This is a genomic window from Salinivibrio sp. IB282, from assembly GCF_001995685.1.
Taxonomy (GTDB): Bacteria; Pseudomonadota; Gammaproteobacteria; order Enterobacterales; family Vibrionaceae; genus Salinivibrio; species Salinivibrio kushneri.
The window spans coordinates 1-22,667 of record NZ_MUET01000024.1 but is presented as its reverse complement, the minus strand read 5'-3'; the positions used below and the strand labels follow the sequence as shown (position 1 = coordinate 22,667).

At 53.4% G+C, this 22,667-nt stretch carries 21 protein-coding genes; 13 read left to right on the top strand and 8 right to left on the bottom strand.

Translation table 11 applies throughout. From position 1 onward, the window contains the following. Window positions 1-18: 18 nt before the first annotated feature. Window positions 19-984, bottom strand: a complete 966-nt coding sequence (locus tag BZG14_RS07210) for an acetyltransferase (RefSeq protein ID WP_077608375.1) — start codon at window positions 982-984, stop codon at window positions 19-21. Between the two features lie 63 nt (window positions 985-1,047). Continuing rightward, window positions 1,048-1,755, bottom strand: a complete 708-nt coding sequence (locus BZG14_RS07205) for a LuxR C-terminal-related transcriptional regulator (protein WP_077608374.1) — start codon at window positions 1,753-1,755, stop codon at window positions 1,048-1,050. A 285-nt stretch (window positions 1,756-2,040) separates the two neighbouring features. Here BZG14_RS07205 and BZG14_RS07200 point away from each other — a divergent pair, with 285 nt between their 5' ends. Next, window positions 2,041-2,589 carry a single-stranded DNA-binding protein gene (locus tag BZG14_RS07200; protein ID WP_069361768.1) on the top strand — a complete coding sequence of 183 codons (549 nt, stop codon included), beginning with the start codon at window positions 2,041-2,043 and terminating at the stop codon, window positions 2,587-2,589. A gap of 105 nt (window positions 2,590-2,694) precedes the next feature. Here BZG14_RS07200 and BZG14_RS07195 read toward each other — a convergent pair whose 3' ends face one another. Both BZG14_RS07195 and BZG14_RS07190 read right to left on the bottom strand, forming a co-directional pair. Continuing rightward, complete coding sequence (locus BZG14_RS07195; RefSeq protein WP_069361769.1) at window positions 2,695-3,855, bottom strand: alpha-hydroxy acid oxidase; 1,161 nt, start codon at window positions 3,853-3,855, stop codon at window positions 2,695-2,697. Window positions 3,856-3,999: 144 nt separating this feature from the next. Beyond that, window positions 4,000-4,887 (bottom strand): LysR family transcriptional regulator, encoded by an 888-nt coding sequence (locus BZG14_RS07190; RefSeq protein ID WP_077608373.1) that lies wholly within the window; start codon window positions 4,885-4,887, stop codon window positions 4,000-4,002. A 120-nt stretch (window positions 4,888-5,007) separates the two neighbouring features. Here BZG14_RS07190 and csrD point away from each other — a divergent pair, with 120 nt between their 5' ends. The 10 genes from csrD (at window position 5,008) to tldD (ending at window position 18,450) form a co-directional block, all read left to right on the top strand. Beyond that, window positions 5,008-6,987: an RNase E specificity factor CsrD gene (csrD, locus tag BZG14_RS07185; RefSeq protein WP_077608372.1), complete on the top strand. Its 1,980-nt coding sequence runs from the start codon at window positions 5,008-5,010 to the stop codon at window positions 6,985-6,987. Next, window positions 6,984-7,493, top strand: a complete 510-nt coding sequence (locus tag BZG14_RS07180; RefSeq protein ID WP_077608371.1) for a hypothetical protein — start codon at window positions 6,984-6,986, stop codon at window positions 7,491-7,493. The genes csrD and BZG14_RS07180 overlap by 4 nt, the downstream gene beginning before the upstream one ends. 158 nt (window positions 7,494-7,651) lie before the next feature. Next, window positions 7,652-8,695 (top strand): rod shape-determining protein, encoded by a 1,044-nt coding sequence (locus BZG14_RS07175; protein ID WP_046073887.1) that lies wholly within the window; start codon window positions 7,652-7,654, stop codon window positions 8,693-8,695. A 33-nt stretch (window positions 8,696-8,728) separates the two neighbouring features. After that, on the top strand, window positions 8,729-9,658 hold the full coding sequence (gene mreC / locus BZG14_RS07170; protein WP_077484133.1) for a rod shape-determining protein MreC: 930 nt from the start codon (window positions 8,729-8,731) through the stop codon (window positions 9,656-9,658). Then, window positions 9,658-10,146 (top strand): rod shape-determining protein MreD, encoded by a 489-nt coding sequence (mreD, locus tag BZG14_RS07165; protein WP_077608370.1) that lies wholly within the window; start codon window positions 9,658-9,660, stop codon window positions 10,144-10,146. Before mreC ends, mreD begins: the two co-directional genes overlap by 1 nt. Before the next feature lie 23 nt (window positions 10,147-10,169). Beyond that, window positions 10,170-10,736, top strand: coding sequence for a Maf family protein (locus BZG14_RS07160; protein WP_077608369.1), 567 nt, complete (start codon window positions 10,170-10,172; stop codon window positions 10,734-10,736). Window positions 10,737-10,783: 47 nt separating this feature from the next. After that, window positions 10,784-12,253, top strand: a complete 1,470-nt coding sequence (gene rng, locus BZG14_RS07155; RefSeq protein WP_069361774.1) for a ribonuclease G — start codon at window positions 10,784-10,786, stop codon at window positions 12,251-12,253. A gap of 3 nt (window positions 12,254-12,256) precedes the next feature. Next, window positions 12,257-16,114 carry a YhdP family protein gene (locus BZG14_RS07150; protein WP_077608368.1) on the top strand — a complete coding sequence of 1,286 codons (3,858 nt, stop codon included), beginning with the start codon at window positions 12,257-12,259 and terminating at the stop codon, window positions 16,112-16,114. 2 nt (window positions 16,115-16,116) lie between these two features. Then, entirely contained in the window at window positions 16,117-16,935 is an 819-nt protein-coding gene (locus BZG14_RS07145) for a carbon-nitrogen hydrolase family protein (RefSeq protein ID WP_077608367.1), read from the top strand. A 66-nt stretch (window positions 16,936-17,001) separates the two neighbouring features. Beyond that, window positions 17,002-18,450 carry a metalloprotease TldD gene (tldD, locus tag BZG14_RS07140; RefSeq protein WP_077608366.1) on the top strand — a complete coding sequence of 483 codons (1,449 nt, stop codon included), beginning with the start codon at window positions 17,002-17,004 and terminating at the stop codon, window positions 18,448-18,450. 42 nt (window positions 18,451-18,492) lie between these two features. Here the strand turns inward: tldD and yjgA are convergent, their stop codons facing one another. Beyond that, window positions 18,493-19,020, bottom strand: a complete 528-nt coding sequence (gene yjgA / locus BZG14_RS07135; RefSeq protein WP_077608365.1) for a ribosome biogenesis factor YjgA — start codon at window positions 19,018-19,020, stop codon at window positions 18,493-18,495. A 128-nt stretch (window positions 19,021-19,148) separates the two neighbouring features. On the opposite strand from yjgA, the gene pmbA reads away from it, so the two are divergent. Next, on the top strand, window positions 19,149-20,489 hold the full coding sequence (gene pmbA, locus BZG14_RS07130; protein ID WP_077608364.1) for a metalloprotease PmbA: 1,341 nt from the start codon (window positions 19,149-19,151) through the stop codon (window positions 20,487-20,489). Between the two features lie 67 nt (window positions 20,490-20,556). On the opposite strand, the gene BZG14_RS07125 is transcribed toward pmbA, so the two are convergent. The 3 genes from BZG14_RS07125 to folB are packed head-to-tail and all read right to left on the bottom strand — an operon-like array spanning window position 20,557 to window position 22,207. Next, the gene (locus BZG14_RS07125; protein ID WP_077608363.1) at window positions 20,557-21,354 is read right to left on the bottom strand and encodes an undecaprenyl-diphosphate phosphatase; all 798 of its coding nucleotides are present in this window, start codon (window positions 21,352-21,354) and stop codon (window positions 20,557-20,559) included. 5 nt (window positions 21,355-21,359) lie between these two features. Beyond that, complete coding sequence (folK, locus tag BZG14_RS07120) at window positions 21,360-21,857, bottom strand: 2-amino-4-hydroxy-6-hydroxymethyldihydropteridine diphosphokinase (protein ID WP_077484150.1); 498 nt, start codon at window positions 21,855-21,857, stop codon at window positions 21,360-21,362. Then, on the bottom strand, window positions 21,854-22,207 hold the full coding sequence (folB, locus tag BZG14_RS07115) for a dihydroneopterin aldolase (protein WP_077608362.1): 354 nt from the start codon (window positions 22,205-22,207) through the stop codon (window positions 21,854-21,856). Before folB ends, folK begins: the two co-directional genes overlap by 4 nt. A 170-nt stretch (window positions 22,208-22,377) precedes the next feature. Between folB and BZG14_RS07110 the strand changes: the two genes are divergently transcribed. Further along, window positions 22,378-22,667, top strand: a 290-nt coding sequence (locus tag BZG14_RS07110; protein WP_131825169.1) for a glycerol-3-phosphate acyltransferase, incomplete at its 3' end; no start/stop codon positions are given.

Below are 22,667 nucleotides of genomic sequence, written 5' to 3'. Positions count from 1 at the left end.
TGACCACACCCGCGTTGCTTAGTCCGCATGGGCGGAAAAATGTGTCATAAATGCATCGGTAAAGGCCGATAAGGATGCAGAGGGAAGGGCATTAATCCCCGCCGCAGCAGCGCGCCCTCCGCCCGTGATGAACTGCTCCGCCAATTGCGCGGCCCCAGTGGGACGATTTAACGGGGCACGAATGCTGACCATCCACTCTCCTCCGGGCATAGGGGTGAGCACAGCATGGGCGCGGTCAGGGTGACGGTTGGCTAACTGGTTGCCAAGCATGCCGCTGATTCTCCGTGCCCACGCGGTATCAGGGAGCAGATAGACCTGGGCGTTTTCATCGCTAAGCTCGGGGCTGAGGGTTTGGGCGCGCTCCCGATCGTGTTGATACGCATTAGCTAATTCCATCACCATGTCCGGATAAGCACGCATAAAAGCATCGGGGGTCGAAAAGCCACACAGGTGGCGGTATAACACCGCGGGCGGGATAATCAGATCATCCAAGCTCGCGCCATAGCTGTTGTAATTGAGGTAGTGGCCGAGCTGCTCTAAGCGTGCACGGGTATGTTCGCCAATACCCGACTGTCGGGCGAGGGCATTAGCCGTGCGATCCAGGTTATCGCCATACGCGCCAACCAACGCCCATTCTCGATACTGGCCACCGAGAAGCTTGTCGATAATAAGCGCGGTACAAGTATTGGCACGGGTATGAATATGTGCGTCTAACAACGGCGAGTCAGGGATGGGGCCACTTTGGTGATGATCGGCGTAGAAAACATGCGCGCCCGAGGCGAGCAGTGTGGCCAGTGGCTCTTGATTTTTCGACATCGAAATATCGAGTACAGTGACCTGTTCGGTGTCGGTGGGTACCTGTTTTAACAGGGCAATATCGCGTTTCACCCCAGTCACTAACGTGGTGGCTTGTGGGTGTGCTAAGCGCCATTGCACCAGCGCGGTAAGCCCATCTGCATCCCCGTTAAAGACATCAAAACCCATACCGTGACTTCCTTGTTAATTGAGTGACGCGCCATCTTACCTTGATTGACGAGCTTGACCCAACTAGCGGTGATCGTCGTCAGCGCCAGGGTAGGCCTCAAGCCCTGTTGAGCCAATTAAGGATAAATTGTTTTTCGCCCAGAACACCGCTTGCACCCGGTTTCTGACATTGATTTTCTTGAACACATTATAAAGATRCGACTTGACGGTGTGTTCACTGACGTCCAATGCACGGGCTATATCTTGGTTGGAAGCGCCCGTGACTAGGTGGCGTAGGATTTGTTGTTCACGGTTGGTCAGGACAATGGTCTGCTCATCGATCGCTTGTTGGTGGTGCTGCTGATAATAGTGAATTAACGCGGCCATTTTATGACGGGGTAGCCAGTACTCGCCAGAGAACATTTTTTCGATGCCGTAACACAGGTGCCGGATCTCATCTTCTTTTTTGAAGACCCCTTTGATAAATGGCCAGCTGGCGAGTTCTTTGGCACTTAAATCATGTGCATTGAGCAGCGCAAAGACATGTTGGTCGGCAAAGGGGATCAGCGATTGTTTTAGCTGCTCGGTGGCCATATCATCAAAGGCGTTTAAGTCGACCAGCACCAGGCCTGGGCGGGCGGTGAGCTTGTCGGTGATCGCATCGGGCGTGACGAGCTCAACCTCGCTATGGATTTCTTTTTCCAAGCATGTCATCAGTGCAGACACAGACATGCTGGGCTGAGAGATAAGAAGCAGAGTGTAACTATCTGAGGTGGTTTCGGCCTGGTTCATAAGCATCCTACTGATGATGACTCAACATGCGTATCCGCGCATGACGTCAGTGGGGTGATCACCGACGTCAAGGCTGGGCAAGCTTTCCATCAGTCTAAACCATTTTTATCTTTAAGGTATACGTTGCGAGGGATAACCCATTGTGCCGACGCGTTAACTGCAGAATATGGAAACAGATCGCGTGGAAAAGCTTCGAACCTCTGGGGTGCTCGTGCTAGACTTCCTCCTTATTTATCCAGTTTGCGAAATCGTTTCGCGCGCAACCAAGAACAGTGGGAGTCACCTATGGCCAGCCGTGGCATAAACAAAGTCATCTTGATTGGTAATTTGGGCAACGATCCGGAAATCCGTTACCTCCCCAACGGCGGTGCGGTGGCGAACCTCAGCCTCGCGACCTCAGAGTCATGGCGTGATAAAAACACCGGTGAGATGCGTGAGAAAACAGAGTGGCACCGTGTTGTGCTGTTCGGTAAAACTGCCGAAGTCGCGGGTGAGTATCTGCGCAAAGGCTCTCAGGTGTATATCGAAGGTCAACTGCAGACACGCAAGTGGCAAGACCAAAACGGGCAAGACCGTTACACCACGGAAGTCGCGGTACAGCCGTTTAGTGGCAGCATGCAAATGCTGGGTGGCCGTGGTGGTCAGAACCAAGGTCAGCCGATGCAGCAGTCACCGCAGCAGCAAGGTGGATGGGGACAGCCTCAGCAGCCTAAGCAACCACAGCAAAACTTTAACCAACAGCCACCGCAACAACAGTCGGCACCACAGCCACAGTCGCAACCTCAGCAGCAATATAACGATTTGCCTGATTTTGACGACGACATTCCGTTCTAAAACGCGCGGCGTGAAATGGCGTGTCAACGCCAAGGTTGTTGCAACGAAAAAGCCCCGGTTGGGGCTTTTTGCGTTTTGGCATGGTCGGTCACTGAACGGAAGGAGTTAGGCGACGCCAGGCCCTGCTTTTAAGAAGTGTGGCAGTTGTGTCGGCGTTGGACACTTTAACTGTCCCATCACTTGCGTCATTTGTTGGGTGAGCATGTCTATTGCATGCTCACCGCCGTGGTGACCCACGGCGCCACAGGCATAGACAAAAGTGCGGCCCAGCAAGGTAAAGTCAGCGCCCATGGCCATCGCTTGGGCGACATTGCCGCCGCTTTGTACGCCACTGTCCATCAGCAGTTTAATCTTGTCGCCATATAAGCGCTTGATGGTTTGAATGGTATCCAGTGGTGACTCGCCAACATCTAACTGGCGGCCACCATGGTTGGATAAGACCACCGCGTCGGCCCCGAGCGCAACCGCTTGTTTGACATCGTCTGGGTTGACCAAGCCTTTTAGTACCAAGGGGCCGTCCCAGTTATCGCGGATCACCTTAAGGCTGTCGAAGTCGACGGCGCCCATCACCGTATTGTTCATAAAGTTCGCCAGTTCGCTGGTGGGCATGTTTTTTGGCATATAAGGCTTGAGGGTTTGCATCTCAGGCACGCCGGCCAATAACGTCTGCCAGCTCCACGCCGGACACTGCATCATTTGCAGGATATTGCGCAGGTTCATTTTCGGCGGCATCGCCAAGCCATTTTTTATATCGCGCGGACGATAACCGAAGGTCGGCACATCCACGGTCACCACCAGTACCTTATACCCTGCGCGTTTGATACGCCCCATGAGATCCTCACGGATCTTGGCATCCGTCGGATTATAGAGTTGATACCACGCCGTTCCCTCAGAGATCTCGGCGATGGTTTCAAGACTCGCTGAGGATACGGTGCTGAGTACATAAGGAAGCTTTGCTTGATAGGCCGCTTTCGCTAGAATTTCCGGGGCCTTGGGCCACATTAACCCTTGAAGTCCCACAGGGGCGACACCAAACGGCGCGGCATAGCGTTGGCCAAATAACTCGACGGATAAGTCGATCTCTGGGGTAGGCGCAAGCAAGTCAGATTGCAGTTTTACGTGTTCAAACGCCCCGGCATTGTGCGCCACGCCAATCTCATCATGGCAACCGCCACAAAGGTAATCAAAGGCGAATGCGGGGATACGCCGCTTTGCGGCGCGTTTGAGAGAAGGAGTATCAGGGTATTTAGGATTATAATAGGCCATGGGTCTCGTGCCTTGTTGCGGTGAGTGTCTTGGCTCACCCTAGCGCAGTGATTGTTATCGATATATAGATAAAAGATAAAATACTTTTTCCAAAATCGGCTAAGCCCTGATGAAGCTTGGTATTACCTATGTTTTAACGGCACACTAAACGTACAAGCCTTTAACTTTTTGTTTAATAAAGTCGATGAATAATTTGGTTTTGGTGTGGTTGTACTCCAGCTTAGGGTAGTAGGCGTAGGCCGATAACCGTGGTTGCTTAAGGGCTGGCAGCACCGGGACCAATAAGCCTTGGTCGATTTCTTTCTGCACCGTCCCGGCGCCCCCCWAAATGATCCCCATACCAATCACGGCAGCACTGACTAAGGCTTCAGGGTTAGGTGAGACAAAATTCCCGGATAATTGTAAGCGGGTGCCGTCTTCAAACACCCGCTCTTGAGGCTGATGTGAATTACCGTACAGCAAAATATTGTGTTGGGTTAATTGCTCGGGCGCGGTGATAGGGGGATGGCGTTCGAGATAGGCAGGGGCGGCAAAAAAACCAGGTTGAAAATCAAATAACTTAGCGGCGATGTAGCTGGCGGAGTTAAAATATTCGAGTTCACGGCTGATCACCACGTCTAGGTTCAGATCCGGCAGCTGACCAGGGGTGAGGGTGGTGAGTTCGACTTTGATTTTCGGGTAAATCTCAAGAAACTCAGCAATAAAGTTGACCAGAAAGCGGTTCCCTGTCACCAATGGTGCCCCGATACGCAACACACCACTGACCTCACCAAAGGTGGAGGTGGTCTCACTGACTAATTGTTGCCAGTCGTCGACCCACGTCTTGGCGCGATGGTAGAAGAGATCGCCCGCATCCGTCATCGACAGACTGCGCGTGGTGCGTTTGAGCAATTGCACGCCCAATTGGCGCTCTAGCCAGCTTAAGCGTTTTGAAAGGGCAGAGCTTGAGGTGTGTAGCTTGGTAGCCGCTTGGGCTAGCGAGCCATGATCCACCACGCAGATAAAGCTTTGTGTACAGGTAATCCAGTCCATGAGTCCTCGTTGCGTAAAAAGACAGCCACCGATTCGTGGTCTAGGCATTCACATTATGATAACCAAGCCTGATAATAGCGGCTATTAGCCCCCAAAGGCGACCCAAGTCAGCAGAGAATCATGGATAGAACAGCCAATGCGATCAAAGTCAGCGGTATGAAGCTGACCAACCGACTCGTAGCATTTGTCACCCTTATTGTGGTGTGCGCCATTTTTGTGTTGTTTATTGGCGGTGCGATCAGTTTTCGCCAGTTAGGGATTGATTTTATCTCGCATTATGTCGATGGCATGGTGGAGGTCATCGATCAAGAGATGGCAGGCGATCAGCGCGATAACCAATACTTTTCGCGTTGGCTCCCCAAGATGTTGAAAGCCAGTGATGTAACGTCCCTAACGATTTACTCGGACGCTGGCATTTTGTATCAATACGAACAAATTCAGTACCAGACAGTTGCTAACCAGCAGGTGATCTCGCGCGATATACCTTTGGAGAGCAACCCTGGTTTTGCGGTCAAATTGACCTTCGTACCGCCTTATGCCGAGTTTGCCTATTCGATTGGTCCATTGTCCTCGTTATCGGCGGCGATTTTGGTGATTGTATTGGGGCTCACATGGGGGATCCGTTGGCTCCGGCGTCAGCTGTATGGCAGTGAGGTGCTCGAGCAGCGTGGCCGACTGATTTTAGCAGGGCGACTCGACGATGCGCAGCAAGGCGACCCCCGCGAGTGGCCAATCCCAGCCAGTGCGGCGTTGACTCAGCTTATCGAAGAGCTTAAAGAAGCCCGCCAAGAGCGAAGCCGCTTTGATACCTTTATTCGCACCAACACCTTTTTAGACCAACTCACCGGCGCTGCGAATCGAGTGATGTTTGATAATCGCCTGCATACCCTGGCCAGTGATGATGCCAGCCAAGGTAGTGTGATCTTGGTGCGAGTGGCAGAATGGGAAGATTTGGTGGCGCAGCATGGGCAAGAAGCCGCCGACCAACTGATTCAAGCGATTGGCAATGTCCTGTCTAATGCGATTCAGCGCTTTCCCGATGCGGTGCTGGCGCGCTATTTTGCCTCGGATTTCGCCATTTTACTGGTCAACCAAGCTGGAGACGAAGTGCATCCCTTTTTAGCGCAAATCACCAATGCGTTAGATAAGCTCGCCCCCCCGGAGGCACTGGATCAAGACAACTGGTTTCACCTTGGCATGACCTCGTTTGGTGCCAGTGAGCGACGTGGACGATTAATGGACGAAGCCGAGCGCGCACTTAAAGCGGCGGTACTAACCGGCCAGAATGGTTGGTCACAGTTCGATAAGCAACTCAGCCAACTGGATAAGCGGGGCAGTGTGCGTTGGCGGACGTTGCTCGAGTCGGTGATGGCAGGAGAGGGACCGATGCTTTATCGCCAACCTGTGTTTGCGCGAGATGGCAAAACCCGCCTTCATTATGAACTTTTAGGCCGAATTAAGGACGAAAAGGGCAAGGTACTCAAGGCTTCGCGCTTTTGGCCAGGCGTCGAGTGGGTCGGTATGGATGTGGCGTTTGACAAGGCGACCATGGGTCGCGCTCTGTGGTGGTTAAAAACGCGTGACTATATCGATAACTACGCCGTCAATGTAAGTGCATACTYACTTTGTCAACGTGAGTTTGTGGTGTGGCTGCGCGATATCTTGCTACAAACGCCACGCAGTACCTTGAATCGCTTACTGGTGGAAGTGTCTGAAGGCGCTTTGGTTTCACACTTTGATGCGGCGCGGCCTTGCTTACGAATGATTGCCGCGTTAGGGTGCCGTCTAGTTGTTGACCAAGCAGGTAGAACGATAGTGAGCACTCACTATGTTAAGGATATTCAACCAGCCTATATCAAGCTTCACCGTAGTTTGGTGCGCAATATTGACCAACGACCAGAGAACCAGTTGTATTTACGCAGCGTGTTAGGTGCTTGTGAGGCCACCACTACCGAGGTACTGGCGGTGGGCGTGGAAACCAATGAGGAATGGTCTGTGGTGAAAGAACTGGGTGTCGCGGGCGGACAAGGGCGGCTGCTTGGGGCGGAAATGTCGCCGCATCCGGCACAGAGAAAACGCCGCCGATGGGGGAAGCGATGAGTCCAGCCATCAAGCTCTCCCACCAACACGGACGCGGATGGTTAGAAGCCTTACTCGTCGTCAGTATCTTGTCGGTGCTGGTGGTGATTGCGATCCCGAAGTTTTACGATTATGAGGCGGATGCCAATGTGTCAGCGCTTAAAGGCTTAAAAAGCGGTATCCAAAGCGCCATGACGCAAACACATGCATTGGCCGAAAAGAAAAAGGTCAGTGATCAGGCTGAACACACACTGACCGTCAATGGCACGTCCATTCGCGTTTCTTATGGCTACCCCGAGATCAGTGCCCTGCCTGAGTTAGTGACGGCGCTGAAGGATGCAACGCGTTGGCAGTTACGACGCTATCCAGATAAGAATCGGGTCGACTTGATCTGGCTGTTCCATGAGCAGCCCGCGACGGATTGTTACTTAACGTATAACGAGGCAACGGCGTCAACGAAGGCATCGACGCAGTTGGTGATCCATCAGTCATGCCAATCACCAACCCGAGAAAGACAACAGGAATAATGTGTTGTTGATGAAAAAAACATCAAAATGACAGCGCATTGAAAAAAAACACAGATCTCATTCAGGTTTACAGCACCGTATCTTGCCGCTTACCTTGCGCGTTGATACATTTAGCTCAATTTGTCTGATTTCATAGCTTGCAGGATTAATCGACCATCATGTTTAAGAAACTTCGCGGGATGTTTTCCAACGATCTATCCATTGACTTGGGAACCGCCAATACACTGATTTACGTAAAAGAACAGGGCATTGTTCTGGATGAGCCGTCTGTTGTTGCTATTCGCCAAGACCGTGCAGGCTCTCCCAAGAGTGTGGCTGCTGTGGGTCATGATGCGAAGCAGATGCTAGGTCGAACACCGGGGAACATTGCCGCGATTCGTCCGATGAAAGACGGTGTGATTGCTGATTTCTACGTCACAGAAAAAATGCTGCAGCACTTTATCAAATCGGTACACGATCACAGCTACATGCGTCCAAGCCCGCGCGTCTTGGTGGCGGTACCTTGTGGCTCAACCCAAGTTGAACGCCGAGCCATCCGTGAGTCGGCATTAGGGGCCGGTGCCCGTGAAGTCTACTTAATTGATGAGCCGATGGCGGCAGCGATTGGCGCAGGCTTGCCCGTGTCCGAAGCAACCGGTTCGATGGTGATCGATATCGGCGGCGGTACCACAGAAGTGGCGGTCATTTCGCTTAATGGCGTGGTGTATTCATCGTCGGTCCGTATTGGTGGGGATCGTTTTGATGAGTCTATCATCAATTATGTTCGCCGAAATTATGGCAGCTTGATTGGTGAAGCCACTGCAGAGCGGATTAAGCATGAAATCGGGTCCGCCTACCCAGGCGATGAAGTGCGTGAAATTGAGGTACGTGGTCGTAACCTCGCTGAAGGGGTGCCRCGTAGCTTCACGCTTAACTCCAATGAGATCTTAGAAGCCCTGCAAGAGCCGCTAACTGGGATTGTCTCTGCGGTGATGGTGGCGCTCGAGCAATGCCCACCGGAGCTAGCATCTGATATTTCTGAGCGTGGCATGGTGATCACCGGCGGTGGTGCGCTGCTACGTGATCTTGATCGCTTGCTGACCGAAGAAACCGGTATTCCAGTGGTCGTTGCCGAAGATCCACTGACGTGTGTCGCGCGTGGCGGGGGTAAAGCGCTGGAAATGATCGATATGCACGGCGGTGATCTTTTTAGCGAAGATTAACGTGACTGCGCCTACAAACAGGTCGTTTTCATTATGAAACCTATGTTTGGCAGAGGACCCTCTCTGCAATTGCGCCTGTTTTTCGCTCTTTTACTATCAGTCAGCCTTATGCTGGCTGATAGTCGTCTTGATGCGTTCGCTGGGGTGCGTTATTTCCTAAACACGTTGGTGGCGCCGCTACAATATGCGTCCAACGTCCCGCGCGACACGCTAGATGAACTGGTGATGCAGTTTCGCTCTCACCAACGTTTGGTGGCAGAGAACCGCGCATTGCGAAAGCAGGTGTTACAACTGGAAAGTGATCAGCTTCTGTTAGCGCAGACAGAGCGTGAAAATCAGCGTCTACGCGAGCTGCTGGGCTCGTCGTTTATTCGTGATGAACGCAAAATGGTGGCTGAAGTCATGGCCGTTGACTCGGACCCTTATAAACATCAAGTCATGCTAGATAAAGGGCGGACGAATGGCGTGTATGAAGGGCAACCGGTGATCAACGAGCACGGGGTGGTTGGCCAAATTGCGTATGTGGGTGCCCACAATAGCCGCGTGCTACTGCTGACCGATCCCACCCATGCGATCCCCGTTCAGGTCATGCGCAATGATATTCGGGTGATTGCGTCTGGGCGCGGGTCGACCCACTACGTCGGGTTGGACAATATTCCTAGCAGCACGGACATTAAAGTGGGTGACAAATTAGTCACCTCGGGACTGGGCGGAGTCTTTCCTGAAGGCTACCCGGTGGGCACGGTGACGGAGTTTTCGTTTGATAACAAGCGCCCGTTTGCGCAAGTGCGAGCCACCACAGCGGTGAAGTTTGATCGCCTGCGTTATCTGCTTTTGGTGTGGCCAACTCCCGAAAAGGGCGAGAACGCGCGCCCGGATCAGCCTGTCGCGCAGTCGTCGTCAGACACCGCACCATCACCTGATACAGCGCCATCGTCAGATGGTGAGGGAGAAGCGCCGTAATGGCAAATGTGACATTTCGCGGCCAGTTTGTCGTCTGGCTCTCTTTTATCATTGCGCTGATTTTGCAAGCCGCTCCCTGGCCGGGGGAACTGGCTCCCTTTCGTCCTTCTTGGGTCTTGCTCGTCACGTTTTATTGGGTGCTGGCATTACCCCATCGGGTGAATGTTGGTACGGCGCTAGTACTCGGCCTGTTATGGGATTTAATGTTGGGCTCAACCCTTGGGGTGCGCGGCTTGATGATGGCGATTTTGGTCTACATCGTGGCGCTGAACTTTCAATTGTTACGCAACATGTCGTATTGGCAGCAGGCACTCTTGTTGGCATTACTGACCTTGGCGGGAAAATTGATCGAGTTCTGGGCGGAGTACTTGGTGTCTAACGTACAGTTTAACCCAGAGCAGCTTTGGGCCGGTGTGCTTAATTTTATACTCTGGCCTTGGATCTTTCYGTTATTGCGCCGTTTACGTCGTCGCTTTGCCATTCGCTAACGCACTAATCGTAAAGAGGTATCATGAGCTGTGACTTATATCTGGCCTCGGGGTCGCCTCGACGTCATGAATTACTCACCGAAATGGGCGTGAATTTTTCCCGGGTGGTGGTCGATGTAGCGGAGCAACAACAGGCCGGTGAGTCCCCTTACGCCTACGTGTCGCGCTTATCGCAAGACAAGGCACGAGCAGGGGTGGTGCAAACCGGTGGCCATACCCCGGTGCTCGGTGCGGATACTATTGTGGTAGATGGCGAGCAGGTACTCGAAAAGCCTGATGATAAAGTGGAGGCAGTCCGAATGCTTAAGCAACTGTCAGGACGCGAGCACCAAGTGATGACCGCGGTCACTGTCGCCAATGCCATGAAGCAGATCACCACTGTGGTGACCACCAAGGTATGGTTTTGTACGCTCAGTGATGAGCAGATTGAGGCGTATTGGCAATCGGGCGAGCCCGTCGATAAGGCTGGCGCCTATGCGATTCAAGGGCTGGGCGGTAAATTTGTGACACGTATTGATGGTAGCTATCACGCCGTGGTTGGTTTGCCACTGTATGAAACCGAGCAGCTGCTCAAACAATTTTCGGTCTGAGCGCACATCTGTCGCTAGGCCCCACTTTTGAGAGATTCGGGGAAACCATGAGTGCGGAACTGCTAATAAACGTCACCCCTAGCGAGACGAGGGTGGCGATGATTGATGGGGGGAACCTCCAAGAAATCCATATCGAACGTGAAGCAAAGCGTGGCATTGTAGGCAATATCTACAAAGGTAAAGTCAGTCGTGTGTTGCCTGGCATGCAGGCAGCCTTTGTCGATATTGGCCTAGAGAAAGCGGCGTTCTTACATGCCTCAGATATTGTTCCTCATACCGAGTGCGTGTCGGAAAATGAGAAGCAACAATTCCAAGTGCGCGATATCTCCGAACTGGTTCGCCAAGGGCAAGATATTGTGGTGCAAGTGGTCAAAGATCCGCTGGGCACCAAGGGCGCGCGTCTTACCACCGATATTACCTTGCCTTCGCGTTATCTGGTCTTTATGCCGGGAGCGGCCCATGTTGGGGTATCACAACGCATTGAAAGTGAAGATGAACGTAAGCGCCTAAAAAGCATTGTCAGTGATTACTGTGACGAATTGGGTGGTTTTATTATCCGTACTGCCGCTGAAGGGGCAACAGACAATGAGATGGCGCAAGACGCCGCTTTTTTAAAGCGTCTGTGGAATAAGGTGTTAGAGCGTCGCACGCGTTATCCCGCCAAATCCATGCTGTATGGTGAGCTGGCACTGGCACAGCGCATTGTGCGTGACTTTGTGGGCACCGAGCTGGATTTAATTCGGGTGGATTCCAAGCAAGCCTATGAAAAACTCCAAGAGTTCACCTCTGAGTTTGTGCCGGAGCTGGCCGATAAATTGGTGTATTACGACGGCCAGGTGCCGATTTTTGACATGTACGACACCGAAAATGAAATTCAACGCTCATTGGAGCGCAAGGTTCAGCTCAAGTCTGGCGGCTATCTGATTATCGATCAGACCGAGGCGATGACCACCATTGATATCAATACAGGTGCGTTCGTCGGGCGACGGAACCTGGATGAGACTATCTTTAATACTAATATTGAGGCCACACGTGCGATTGCTCGCCAATTGCGGCTAAGAAACCTAGGCGGGATCATCATTATCGATTTTATCGATATGAGCACCGATGAGCACCGGCGTCGCGTGTTGCACTCACTCGAGCAGGCGCTCAGCCAAGACAGGGTAAAAACCAATATCAATGGCTTCACCCAGCTAGGGCTAGTGGAAATGACACGCAAACGTACGCGAGAAAGTATTGAACATGTGCTGTGCGGTGGCTGTCCAACCTGTGACGGACGAGGCTCGGTCAAAACGGTAGAAACCGTCTGCTACGAAGTGCTACGTGAAATCACGCGCGTTAACCGCATTTATGAAGCGGATAAGTTTGTGGTGTACGCGGCCCCGGCGGTGATTGAGGCATTGGCAGAGGAAGATTCGCACCTTGTGGCGGAGTTGGAAGTGTTTATTGGCAAGCAAGTGAAAGTGAAATCCGAGCCTTTATACACGCAAGAACAGTTTGATGTAGTAATGATGTAATCCATGGCCTGGATGAGAAAGGGTATGCGCTGGCTAACGGTCAGCGCCATCAGTGTCATCGTGATAACCGCCTTGCTAATCGGCGGTTTGCGCTTTCTATTGCCCAATATGGATATATTGCAAGCCCCATTGCGGCAATGGGTGTCTGAGCAAACCGGTTTTAGTGCGCAAGTGGAAGGCATTGCTGGCCAGTGGCGCAATCTAACGCCGTCATTGCAACTTGAAAACGTCGCGCTCGCCACCAGCGACAACGGCCCCCCGTTGTTAACCGCTCGCGCCATTAATTTGCAATTGGATGTCTCTGCCACCCTCATTCGGCGTCAGCCCGTCTTTTCCCATGTCACCCTCGATGGACTGGTGTTCGATACCGGTCAACTACCCGATAAAAACACCCAAGCGGGTGTGCGAGAGCGACTAGAAGACTTATTCTTGGCGCGGTTGGGACAATTTTCCATCCCCAATGCCAAGGTGATCCTGGTCACCCCTTCGCTGGAAACCCAAACACTGGTGATCAGTGACTTGTTTTGGCGCAATAACCAAGGTGAGCACCAGGTACAAGCCAGGCTTGGCATGCAAGGCACGCAACTCGATAAGGTGCGAGTGAATGCCGCTTTCCGCGAAACGGACGGCTTGAGTACGTTAACGGGCGACGTTTATTTGGCCAGTGAGGGGATGGATATTGCCCCTTGGTTGACGAAAAATCTGACGCCATCCGCCACGATCAACACCGCCCGTTTAGACGCAAAAGCCTGGGTCAGGGTGGAGCAGGGGCGTGTCGACAATGGACTGTTGTCGATTGATCATTTCGCGTTAGCGTGGCAAGAGGGTGATCACCAAGCGAAGCAATGGGCGATAAAAGACAGTCAGGTTCAGTGGCAGGCTGTCGATGAACAGACGTGGCGTCTCGACACGGATGGGCTATGGGTACAAACCGGCGCGACCACTCAGGCAGCGCTGTCACAGCTCTCTTGGCAGGGGGCGCTCGACAACTGGCGTCTCAATGCGGCGAATGTTGATATTGCCTCTTTACGGCCTTTGCTTGGGCTTGCCAGTCAATCGGCGCAACAGCACAGTGCGGCGGCCGCTTTATCGCCATCAGGGCAAATCCGTTCGTTAGCGTTGAGTAAATCACCTGACGCCCCGTTGCGTTACCAAGCGACACTGGATAAGGTCTCAGCCAAGCGCTGGGGCTACCTGCCTGCGTTCCAAGGCCTGAGCGCGACTCTCTCCGGGCAAGGCCAGCAAGGCCAAGCACAGCTTGAGCTTGGCGCACAATCCTTGCCTTACGGCGACTTTTTTCAAGCGCCGCTGCCGCTTGAACACGGTGCTTTGACCCTCAATTGGCAGCCCACCAAACAAGGCTTGTCAGTATGGAGTGAGCAGGCAGTGGTCAAGGGAGCAGACGTGCAAGGGCAAGGCGCATTTCGTCTGGATATTCCCTCAAAAGGCGCGCCTTTTTTGGCGTTATACGTGCAGGCCGACGTATCGGATGCTGGGCAGACATGGCGCTACCTGCCGACCCGCGCACTGCCGGATCCGTTAACCGATTACCTTTCTCGCGCTATTCAAGCCGGACGGGCCAAAGACAGTGAAATTCTTTGGTTTGGTGCCCTCGACGCTTTCCCTTACTCGGATCACAGCGGTATTTTCCAAGCCAATGTACCGCTTCGCGGCGGGGCGTTTAGCTTTAACACCGCTTGGCCGACGTTGACGGAGCTCGACGCCCGTTTACTGTTTGAAAATGCGCGCTTAGCGATTGAGGGTGACCATGTTCGTTTGGGCGACGCTGTCAGTCGCCAAGTGCAAGCTGAGATTGCCGATATGACCCAGCCGGACAGCGAACTCGATATTCACGCGTCATTGGCGGCAACCGGATCAGCTGTCCGCCAATACATGCTGGCGACGCCTTTAGTAGACACGGTGGGGGCGGCCTTGACTCATGTGCAAGTCGATGGGCTGGTTAATGCTAACCTAGGGCTCAATATCCCGCTCAATGGTGAGCAGCCTCATGCCGAAGGAAGGGTTCGCTTTACCGGCAACCAGGTATCGATTCAGGCACCCGATATGCAACTGGATAACCTGTCCGGCGAGCTGGCCTTTAGCGACGACACCCTGACCACTCAGTCGATGCAGGCCCAATGGTTAGGACAGCCCGTCAGCCTTCAGTTTACGGGTGAAACCTTGGCGGCCGGGTATCAGCTTGACTTAGGTATGGATGCGGATTGGGATGTGGTGCCATTGCTGGACACGCTTTCGTTGCCCCTTGACGCCTATCTGACGGGCGGTGCACATTGGCAGGCGGGGCTCGATTTAACCTTAAATGATACCGGTTTTGATTATCAGCTCGATGTGGGTGTCGATACCACGCCGTTGCAGTCGACCTTGCCCGCGCCACTAAACAAACCACGCTGGCAAAAAGGGCAGGCGCGTATCGAGGCGACCGGGAACAGTGAAGGCTTGACTGGGCGTGTGGCGCTTCCTGGCGTGAATTATCAAGCGCGCATCAATACCCAAGGCCGGCGTCCGCAGTTTACCGCCAGTCAATGGCAGATTGGTGAGCAAGGTGGCCGCTTATTGGCAACGCGTGGTCATCGTTTTGATCTAAAGCTTGAGCAACTCGATCTCGCGGCTTGGAAGCGTGTTTGGCAGCAGGCCAGTCAATCCTGGCCGAGCGGAAGCGGGCCATATCCTGCTTTACCCATGCCGCAGCGTATTAATGCCAAGATCGAGACGGTGAGTGCAGACCCTTTAGCGTTTCACGATGTGTCTTTAGCGGCGCGACACAAGGCCGAGGGCTGGGATCTGTTAATGGGCAGTCGTGAGCTAAGCGGGCAAGCCATGTGGCCGACACAAGGGCGCTTAAACGTCGAGATTGATCATTGGCATATCAATCGTCAGTTGACTGAGGACGAACAGACGACGGATAAGCCGCTTTTTGAACCTGTGGATACCCGGGCGAGCCCGGAAGAGAAAGCTTTGCTGGCTGCGATTCCGCCGACACACTTGGTGATTGAGGATCTGTGGCTGCAAGGGTATCGGCTCGGGCGCATTGAGGCGGTACTCGATAAGAAAGCCTCACAAGTCGACCTGACTTCCCTGACGCTAGAAAGTGGGAAAAACCACGCGTCCATCAGCGGCCATTGGCTGATTGACGATCAAGGCCACAATCAAACCGCGTTAACCCTCGCGTTAGGCGGGGAGAGTACGTCAGATCTCATGGGACGATTTGGTATCAGTGGCGGGATCCAAGATGCCAGCTTCACAACGCAAGCCTCGTTAGATTACGCGGGTCTGCCTTGGAAAGCCGATATTGCCAGTCTTAATGGTGACATCCGCTCTGATGTTAAAGACGGCTATATAAGCGGGGTGGGAGGCGCTGGGAAGCTGTTAGGGCTTTTCAGTCTCGACTCCATTCTGCGTAAAATTCAGCTCGATTTTTCGGGCGTATTTGAAGATGGTTTGGCCTTTGATGACATTACCGGGCGGGCTGTGATCACAAATGGCGTGGTTGTGACGGATAATATCCGCATGGATGGGATTGCCGGTGATATGGTTATTAAAGGGATTGCCAATTTGGTGACCAATCGCGTGAACGCCGATGTGCGGTTTACGCCGGATATTACCTCTGGGATCCCAGTATTAAGCGCATTTGCGGTCACGCCGCAGACGGCGCTGTATGTGTTAGCGGTCACCACCGCCATTTCACCCGTGGTGGACGTTTTCACCCAAGTCCGTTATCAAGTAAGCGGGCCGATAGGGACGCCCGATATCCGGGAAGTGTCGCGCGATAAAGAGGCACTCGCTTTGCCAGCCGACGCGACGGAACGATTGCGCCAACAAGCAGAAAACGCCAAGGAGTGAGCATGATGAAAGCAGGTGTTGTTCAGATGACATCCAGCGCCGATCCCAGCCACAACATGAAGGCATTGCAAGCCAGTTTACATCGGTTAAGCGAGCAAGGGGTGAAACTGGCTCTCACCCCAGAAAATGCCCTAGTGTTTGGCGGCAAACAAGATTATCAGCGCCATGCCGAGCGATTGGGTCATGGTCCACTGCAGCAACAGCTTGCCGAACTGGCCCATCATTACGACCTTTGGCTGGTGGTGGGCGCCTTTCCGATTCAAAACGACAATGGCATGTTAAGCAGTACGAGCTTGGTGTTTGACAACGCCGGACACCTGCGCGGCAGTTACGACAAATTGCACCTATTTGATGTAGAAGTGGCCGATGCCCACGGACGGTATTGCGAGTCTGACTACTTTGAGGCTGGTGACCGTCTCGCCACACTCGATACGCCCTTTGGCTGCCTTGGATTAAGTATCTGCTACGATGTTCGCTTTGCCCCCATGTATCAAGCGCTACGCGCGCAAGGTGCCGATATCATAACCGTGCCAGCGGCCTTTACCCGCGTGACCGGTCAAGCGCATTGGGAAACCTTGTTGCGGGCGCGAGCAATAGAAACCCAATGCTGGGTAATTGCGGCAGGGCAGWGTGGTGAGCATAGCAAAGGACGCCAAACTTGGGGACACTCGATGATCATCGATCCCTGGGGACAGGTCGTGGCGTCGCTGGGAAGTGAGCCCGGCGTGACCTGGGCTGAGCTTGATTTAAGCATGGGGGAATCCATTCGGCATAAGATGCCCGTACTGTCTCATACCCGGTTGCAAAGCCAACTGAAATAGCGCACCCTCGGCGCGTTATCTTTTTTCTCGGCTGCCGGCTCGGCAGCCACAACCAAGAGTAAACGAATGAGTCTGGAACAGGTCGAAGAAAACTTGCTGCGCCCGGCGGGCGTGAGTGAGTCGCAACTGCATGCGACACTGGCGCACCTGAGCGGTCGCCAGATTGACTACGGTGATATTTTCTTCCAATCCACCTGGCATGAATCCCTCGCCTTGGAAGACAGCATCATTAAAGACGGTTCATTTAATATCGACCGCGGGGTCGGTGTGAGAGCGATCAGCGGTGAAAAAACCGGATTTGCCTATTCGGATCAGCTCACCCCCGATGCCTTGATGCAAAGTGCCACTGCAGCACGTGGGATTGCCCCGGCTGGCGGGCACGGCAAAGTGAGCGCGTTTTCTGCGGTGCACGCAAAGCCGTACTATGGTCCTATCGATCCGCTCGCGAGCCTAACCCGTGAGCAGAAAATCGCTCTACTCAAAGAAATAGACAGCTACATCCGTGCCAAAGAACCACGGGTGAAAGAAGTGAATGCCAGCCTGAACGGTCTTTATGAGCAAGTGCTGGTGGCCGCCACCGATGGCACCTATGGCGCCGATATTCGTCCATTGGTTCGCTTGTCGGTTTCTGTATTGGTTGAACAAGATGGACGCCGTGAACGCGGCAGTGCGGGGGGCGGTGGCCGTTATGGCTATGACGTATTCTTGCAAGAGGATGCAGGTAAGTCACGCGCGCTGCAGTTTGCCGATGAAGCGATTCGCCTAGCCCTAGTCAACCTACGCGCCGACGCGGCACCGGCAGGCACCATGCCCGTGGTGTTGGGGGCTGGCTGGCCAGGCGTCTTATTGCATGAAGCGGTTGGACACGGCTTAGAAGGAGACTTTAACCGTAAAGAGTCATCGGTATTTACCGGTCGCCTTGGCGAGCAGGTCACCTCACCGCTGTGTACCATTGTTGATGATGGCACCATGAATGATCGCCGCGGCTCAATGAGCATCGATGATGAGGGGGTGCCGGGTCAGTACAATGTGTTAATCGAAAAGGGTGTGCTCAAAGGCTATATGCAAGATAAGCACAATGCCAGCCTCATGGGCGTCGCACCCACCGGTAATGGCCGTCGTGAGTCGTATGCGCATCTGCCGATGCCGCGGATGACCAATACCTACATGCTAGGCGGTGAAAGCTCGCCAGCGTCGATGATTGCCAGCGTGGAGCGTGGCTTATACGCGCCAAACTTTGGCGGCGGTCAGGTCGATATTACCTCGGGTAAGTTTGTATTCTCCACCTCAGAGGCTTACCTGATTGAAAACGGTGAACTGACCACGCCAGTGAAAGGGGCGACCTTAATTGGCAGCGGCGTCGAAGCGATGCAGCAAGTCTCGATGGTGGGGAATGATTTGGCCATCGATCCCGGTGTTGGGGTGTGTGGTAAAGCTGGGCAAAGTGTTCCTGTGGGGGTTGGACAGCCGACCTTGAAGCTGGATGCGATGACGGTCGGAGGCACTGAGTCTTAAGTCCTAAGTCTGCACGCCAGTGCGGGGCACTGGCGTGGCAATTTACAGGCTTTGGTCGTAAAAGCTTTTGAGATACTGGAAAATCTCGCGATACGCCTTGGGCGGTTTGTTTTGCTGCTGCTCTTTTTTAGCCTGGCGTGCTAGCTGACGTAAACGTTGACGATCGGCATCAGGGTACTGCAACAGCACATCGCTAATCGCACTGTCGCCTTGGTCAATGATGCGGTCACGCAGTTGCTCAAGCTTGTGAAGCTCGACCGTTTGCTGAGCATGCTTATTTTGCAACTTATCAAGCGCAGCCTGAATCGGCTCAGGGTCACGAGAGCGCATAAGCTTGCCAACATATTGCAGTTGGCGACGGCGCGCTTCGTTCTTCAAGCGTTGGGCGTCTGTAATCGCGCTGAGCAAGTCATCATCGAGCGGGAATTTTTCTAACACGGCTGGTTTGAGTTTGACCAGTGCTTCGCCAAGTTCTTGCAAGGCAAGCATATCGCGCTTCATCTCGGACTTGCTGACCCAGATGATCTCTTCCTCTTCCTCCCAGGGAGCGAGTTTATTTTTACGGCCCATGTTCAACCTCAGTGAGAATGTGCAATGACACGTATGTTAACAAGAAATGCGCCCAAACGCGGGCTTTTTTATCATAGGCGCGTGGCGCTGAGTGTGTCGAACTTGAATGCGAATCAAAAAGGTCAACTATGAGTGTGAAACAACAAGTCGCCGAGCAAGAGCAGCAACTTCGTCAAGCTGTCAGCCGTGCGCTCGACATGGCATCGGCCAAAAGTGACCAGGCGGAAGTGGCGATTACCAAAAGTACCGGCATCAGCGTCAGCTCGCGGATGGGCGAAGTCGAGAACGTGGAGTTCAATCAAGATGGTGCCCTTGGGATCACCGTTTACCGGGATCAGCGCAAAGGCAGCGCATCCACCACTGATTTGTCGGACAAAGCGATCGCGAAAACCGTTGAAGCGGCGCTTGAGATCGCAAGCTATACTTCGCCGGATCCTTTCGGAGGCCCAGCACCTAAAGCGTTAATGGCCTTTGACTATCCTGACCTCGATTTATTCTATCCCGATGAGCCCCAGCCGGATACCGCCGCCGCGTTGGCGATTGAAGCCGAGCAAGCGGCACTGAGCCATGATAGCCGAATCAAGTTCAGCGATGGTGCCAGCTATGACAGCCACTATGGGGTGCGTGTCTATGGCAATAGCCATGGCATGCTCGGCAGTTACCCTTCAAGCCGCCAAGCGCTAAGCTGCTCAGTGATAGCGGAGAGTGACGCAGGGATGGAGCGTGACATGAGCTACACGGTGGCACGGGACAAAGCGGACTTATGGACACCGACGTTTGTTGGCATGGAAGCGGCCCAGCACGCCGTGGCACGCTTAAACCCACGCAGTGTGGCGACATGCCAAGTGCCAGTGATGTTCGATCGCAGTGTGGCTACTGGGCTGTTTGGCCATTTGGTGATGGCGATCAGCGGTTCAGCGCTTTACCGCAAGTCCTCTTTCTTATTGGATAAGAAAGGCGAGCAGATCTTCCCAGATTGGCTCACCATCAACGAGTTACCCCATGTACGAAAAGGCGCCGCGAGTGCACCCTTTGATAGTGAAGGAGTGATCACACAAGACAGGCGCATCATTGAAAAGGGGGTATTAAACACCTATCTCGCCACCAGTTATGCCGCGCGTAAGCTCGGCATGGAACCAACCGGCCATGCCGGCGGCATTCACAACTGGTACGTGAGCCACACCGGTCAAGATGCCGATGCCATGCTAAAAACCTTAGGCACGGGATTATTGGTGACTGAGTTGATGGGACAAGGAGTGAACCCAGTGACTGGCGATTACTCACGCGGTGCCGCCGGCTTTTGGGTGGAAAATGGTGAGATCCAATACCCGGTGAGCGGGATCACCATTGCCGGCAATCTTAATGAGATGTTTGCTAACATTGTCGCGATTGGTACCGATATCGAGACGCGCAGCCAAATTCAAACCGGCTCAGTGATCATTGATGGCATGAAGGTGGCCGGAGAGTAACGCCTCGGTCAGCCACCCATTCCTGACGGAGAGACCACCAAGCACGTGTATCGTGCTTGGTGTTTTTTTATCCGGCGATAAAGGCGAGTAACAGCACACCCAATACCAAGCGGTAGATCACGAAGGGTAACATGCCCACCCGTGTCACCAGCTTTAAAAAGGCGTGAATACACGCGTAAGCACTGACAAACGACACCAATAGCCCAACACCGATCGCGTCCATGGCCACCGGCTCTGGGCTGGTCGCCAATTGCAGCCCCAGATAGGAGCCAGCTAGGGTAATGATAGGAATCGACATCAAAAACGAAAATCGTGCCGCGGCTTCGCGCGTATAACCGAGCATTAATGCCGCAGTGATGGTGGCGCCTGAGCGCGACGTCCCAGGAATCAAGGCAAGGGCTTGCGCCACACCTATCAGTACGGCGCGGTAGGGCGTGGTTTGATACTCATCGCATGTTTGGGTCGCTTTGCGATCCGCCCACCACAATAAGCCACCAAAAATCAGTGTGGTTGCCGCGATTACCCAGGCCGCACGCAGGTAAAGCTCGATCACGTCTTTTAAAAACAAACCGGCGATACACGCTGGGATCGTGGCTAAGACGATCATCCATGCCAATTGACTATCCGAGCTGTGCTCACCTTTGAGCGAGGCAAAAAAGGCTTTAAGGAGATTCCACACTTCACGGCGAAAATACCCCACCACTGCGGCCAGTGTGCCGACGTGTACAGCAACATCAAAGGCAAGGCCCTGATCGGCCCAGCCAAAAAGCTGTGAAGGCAGAATAAGGTGCGCGGAGCTAGAAATAGGAAGAAACTCGGTTAACCCTTGAATCAAGGCCAAAAAAAAGGCTTCAAAGAGGCTCATGGTGCTTAAATATCCTTCAAATACGTCGGCGTCTCAATCGGCCATAGTGGTTGATCTTGGTCAAAGGCTTGCCAAAGCTGGGCGAATGTCCGGCCATCGCCAGGAATGGCTTGATCAGGGCAGAGCTCGGCGAGTGGCCACAGGGTAAAGGCAAATTTATAGATATCATCACGTGGTAAGGTGGGGCCACCGGATTGACAGTGATCACCAAAGGTGAGTAAGTCGATATCTAAGGTACGATCGCGATATTTAATGTCATCACGCTGACGGCCATGTTGCTGTTCAATGTCACGAACGGCTTGCCAAAAATCGTGCAACGGAAGCGAGGTGTGAAGCTCGGCAATCAGGTTGTAAAAGTGAGGGCCTTCAAACCCGACTGGTTCGGCTTCAAAAATGCGGGAAAAGCGACAGTGTGGGTCAAGCTGGCGCAAGGCTTTAACGGCCTGTTCGATGTGATGATCGCGCTCGATATTAGAGCCGATACTAAGTAATGCTTGTGTCACCGTGTACCTCGCTCTATGACTACACCCACGTTACCAGCCTGAGCGACCGCGCCTGGCTTGGCCACCCGCACTCTAATCCAGCTGACGCCAAACTGGGTTTGAATTAATTGAGCAACCTCTTCCGCCACGCGTTCGATCAACGCACAGCGGCTAGCCTGTACATGGGCGATAACCGCCTCACTGATACTGGCATAATCAAGCGCTAGCGACACGTCATCCTGCTGGGCGGCGGGTTGATTATCGTGCGCCATTTCAATATCGAACACCAACTTTTGCTGGATGGTTTGTTCCCAATCGTAGACACCGATAGTGGTGTACACGTCGAGTTGCTCTATGAATACGGAATCCATGTTTTTTCACACTCCGTGACAGGTCGGATACCACTGTGGTAAGAAAGTTCGTATTATTGGATGTGTTCATTGACAGATGGATACGCAATGCGTTCCGATCCATGATAGGTTTATCGATGAACGTCGGCGCACTATAGCAACGAATGCGGCACAAACTCTAGGGATTTCACATGACTGCACTGGCCATTGCCATCATCATCGCTGCCTACTTACTTGGCTCTGTGTCCAGTGCCGTGTTGGTTTGTCGCGCGTTTGGCTTGCCAGACCCAAGAGATCAAGGGTCGAAAAACCCAGGGGCGACGAACGTTTATCGTCTCGGTGGGCGCTCTGCCGCGGCCTGGGTGCTGCTGTGTGATATGCTAAAAGGGATGATCCCCGTTTGGCTAAGCTACCTGATTGGCATTAATCCATTTCTACTGGGCCTTATCGCCATTGCGGCCTGTCTAGGACATATTTATCC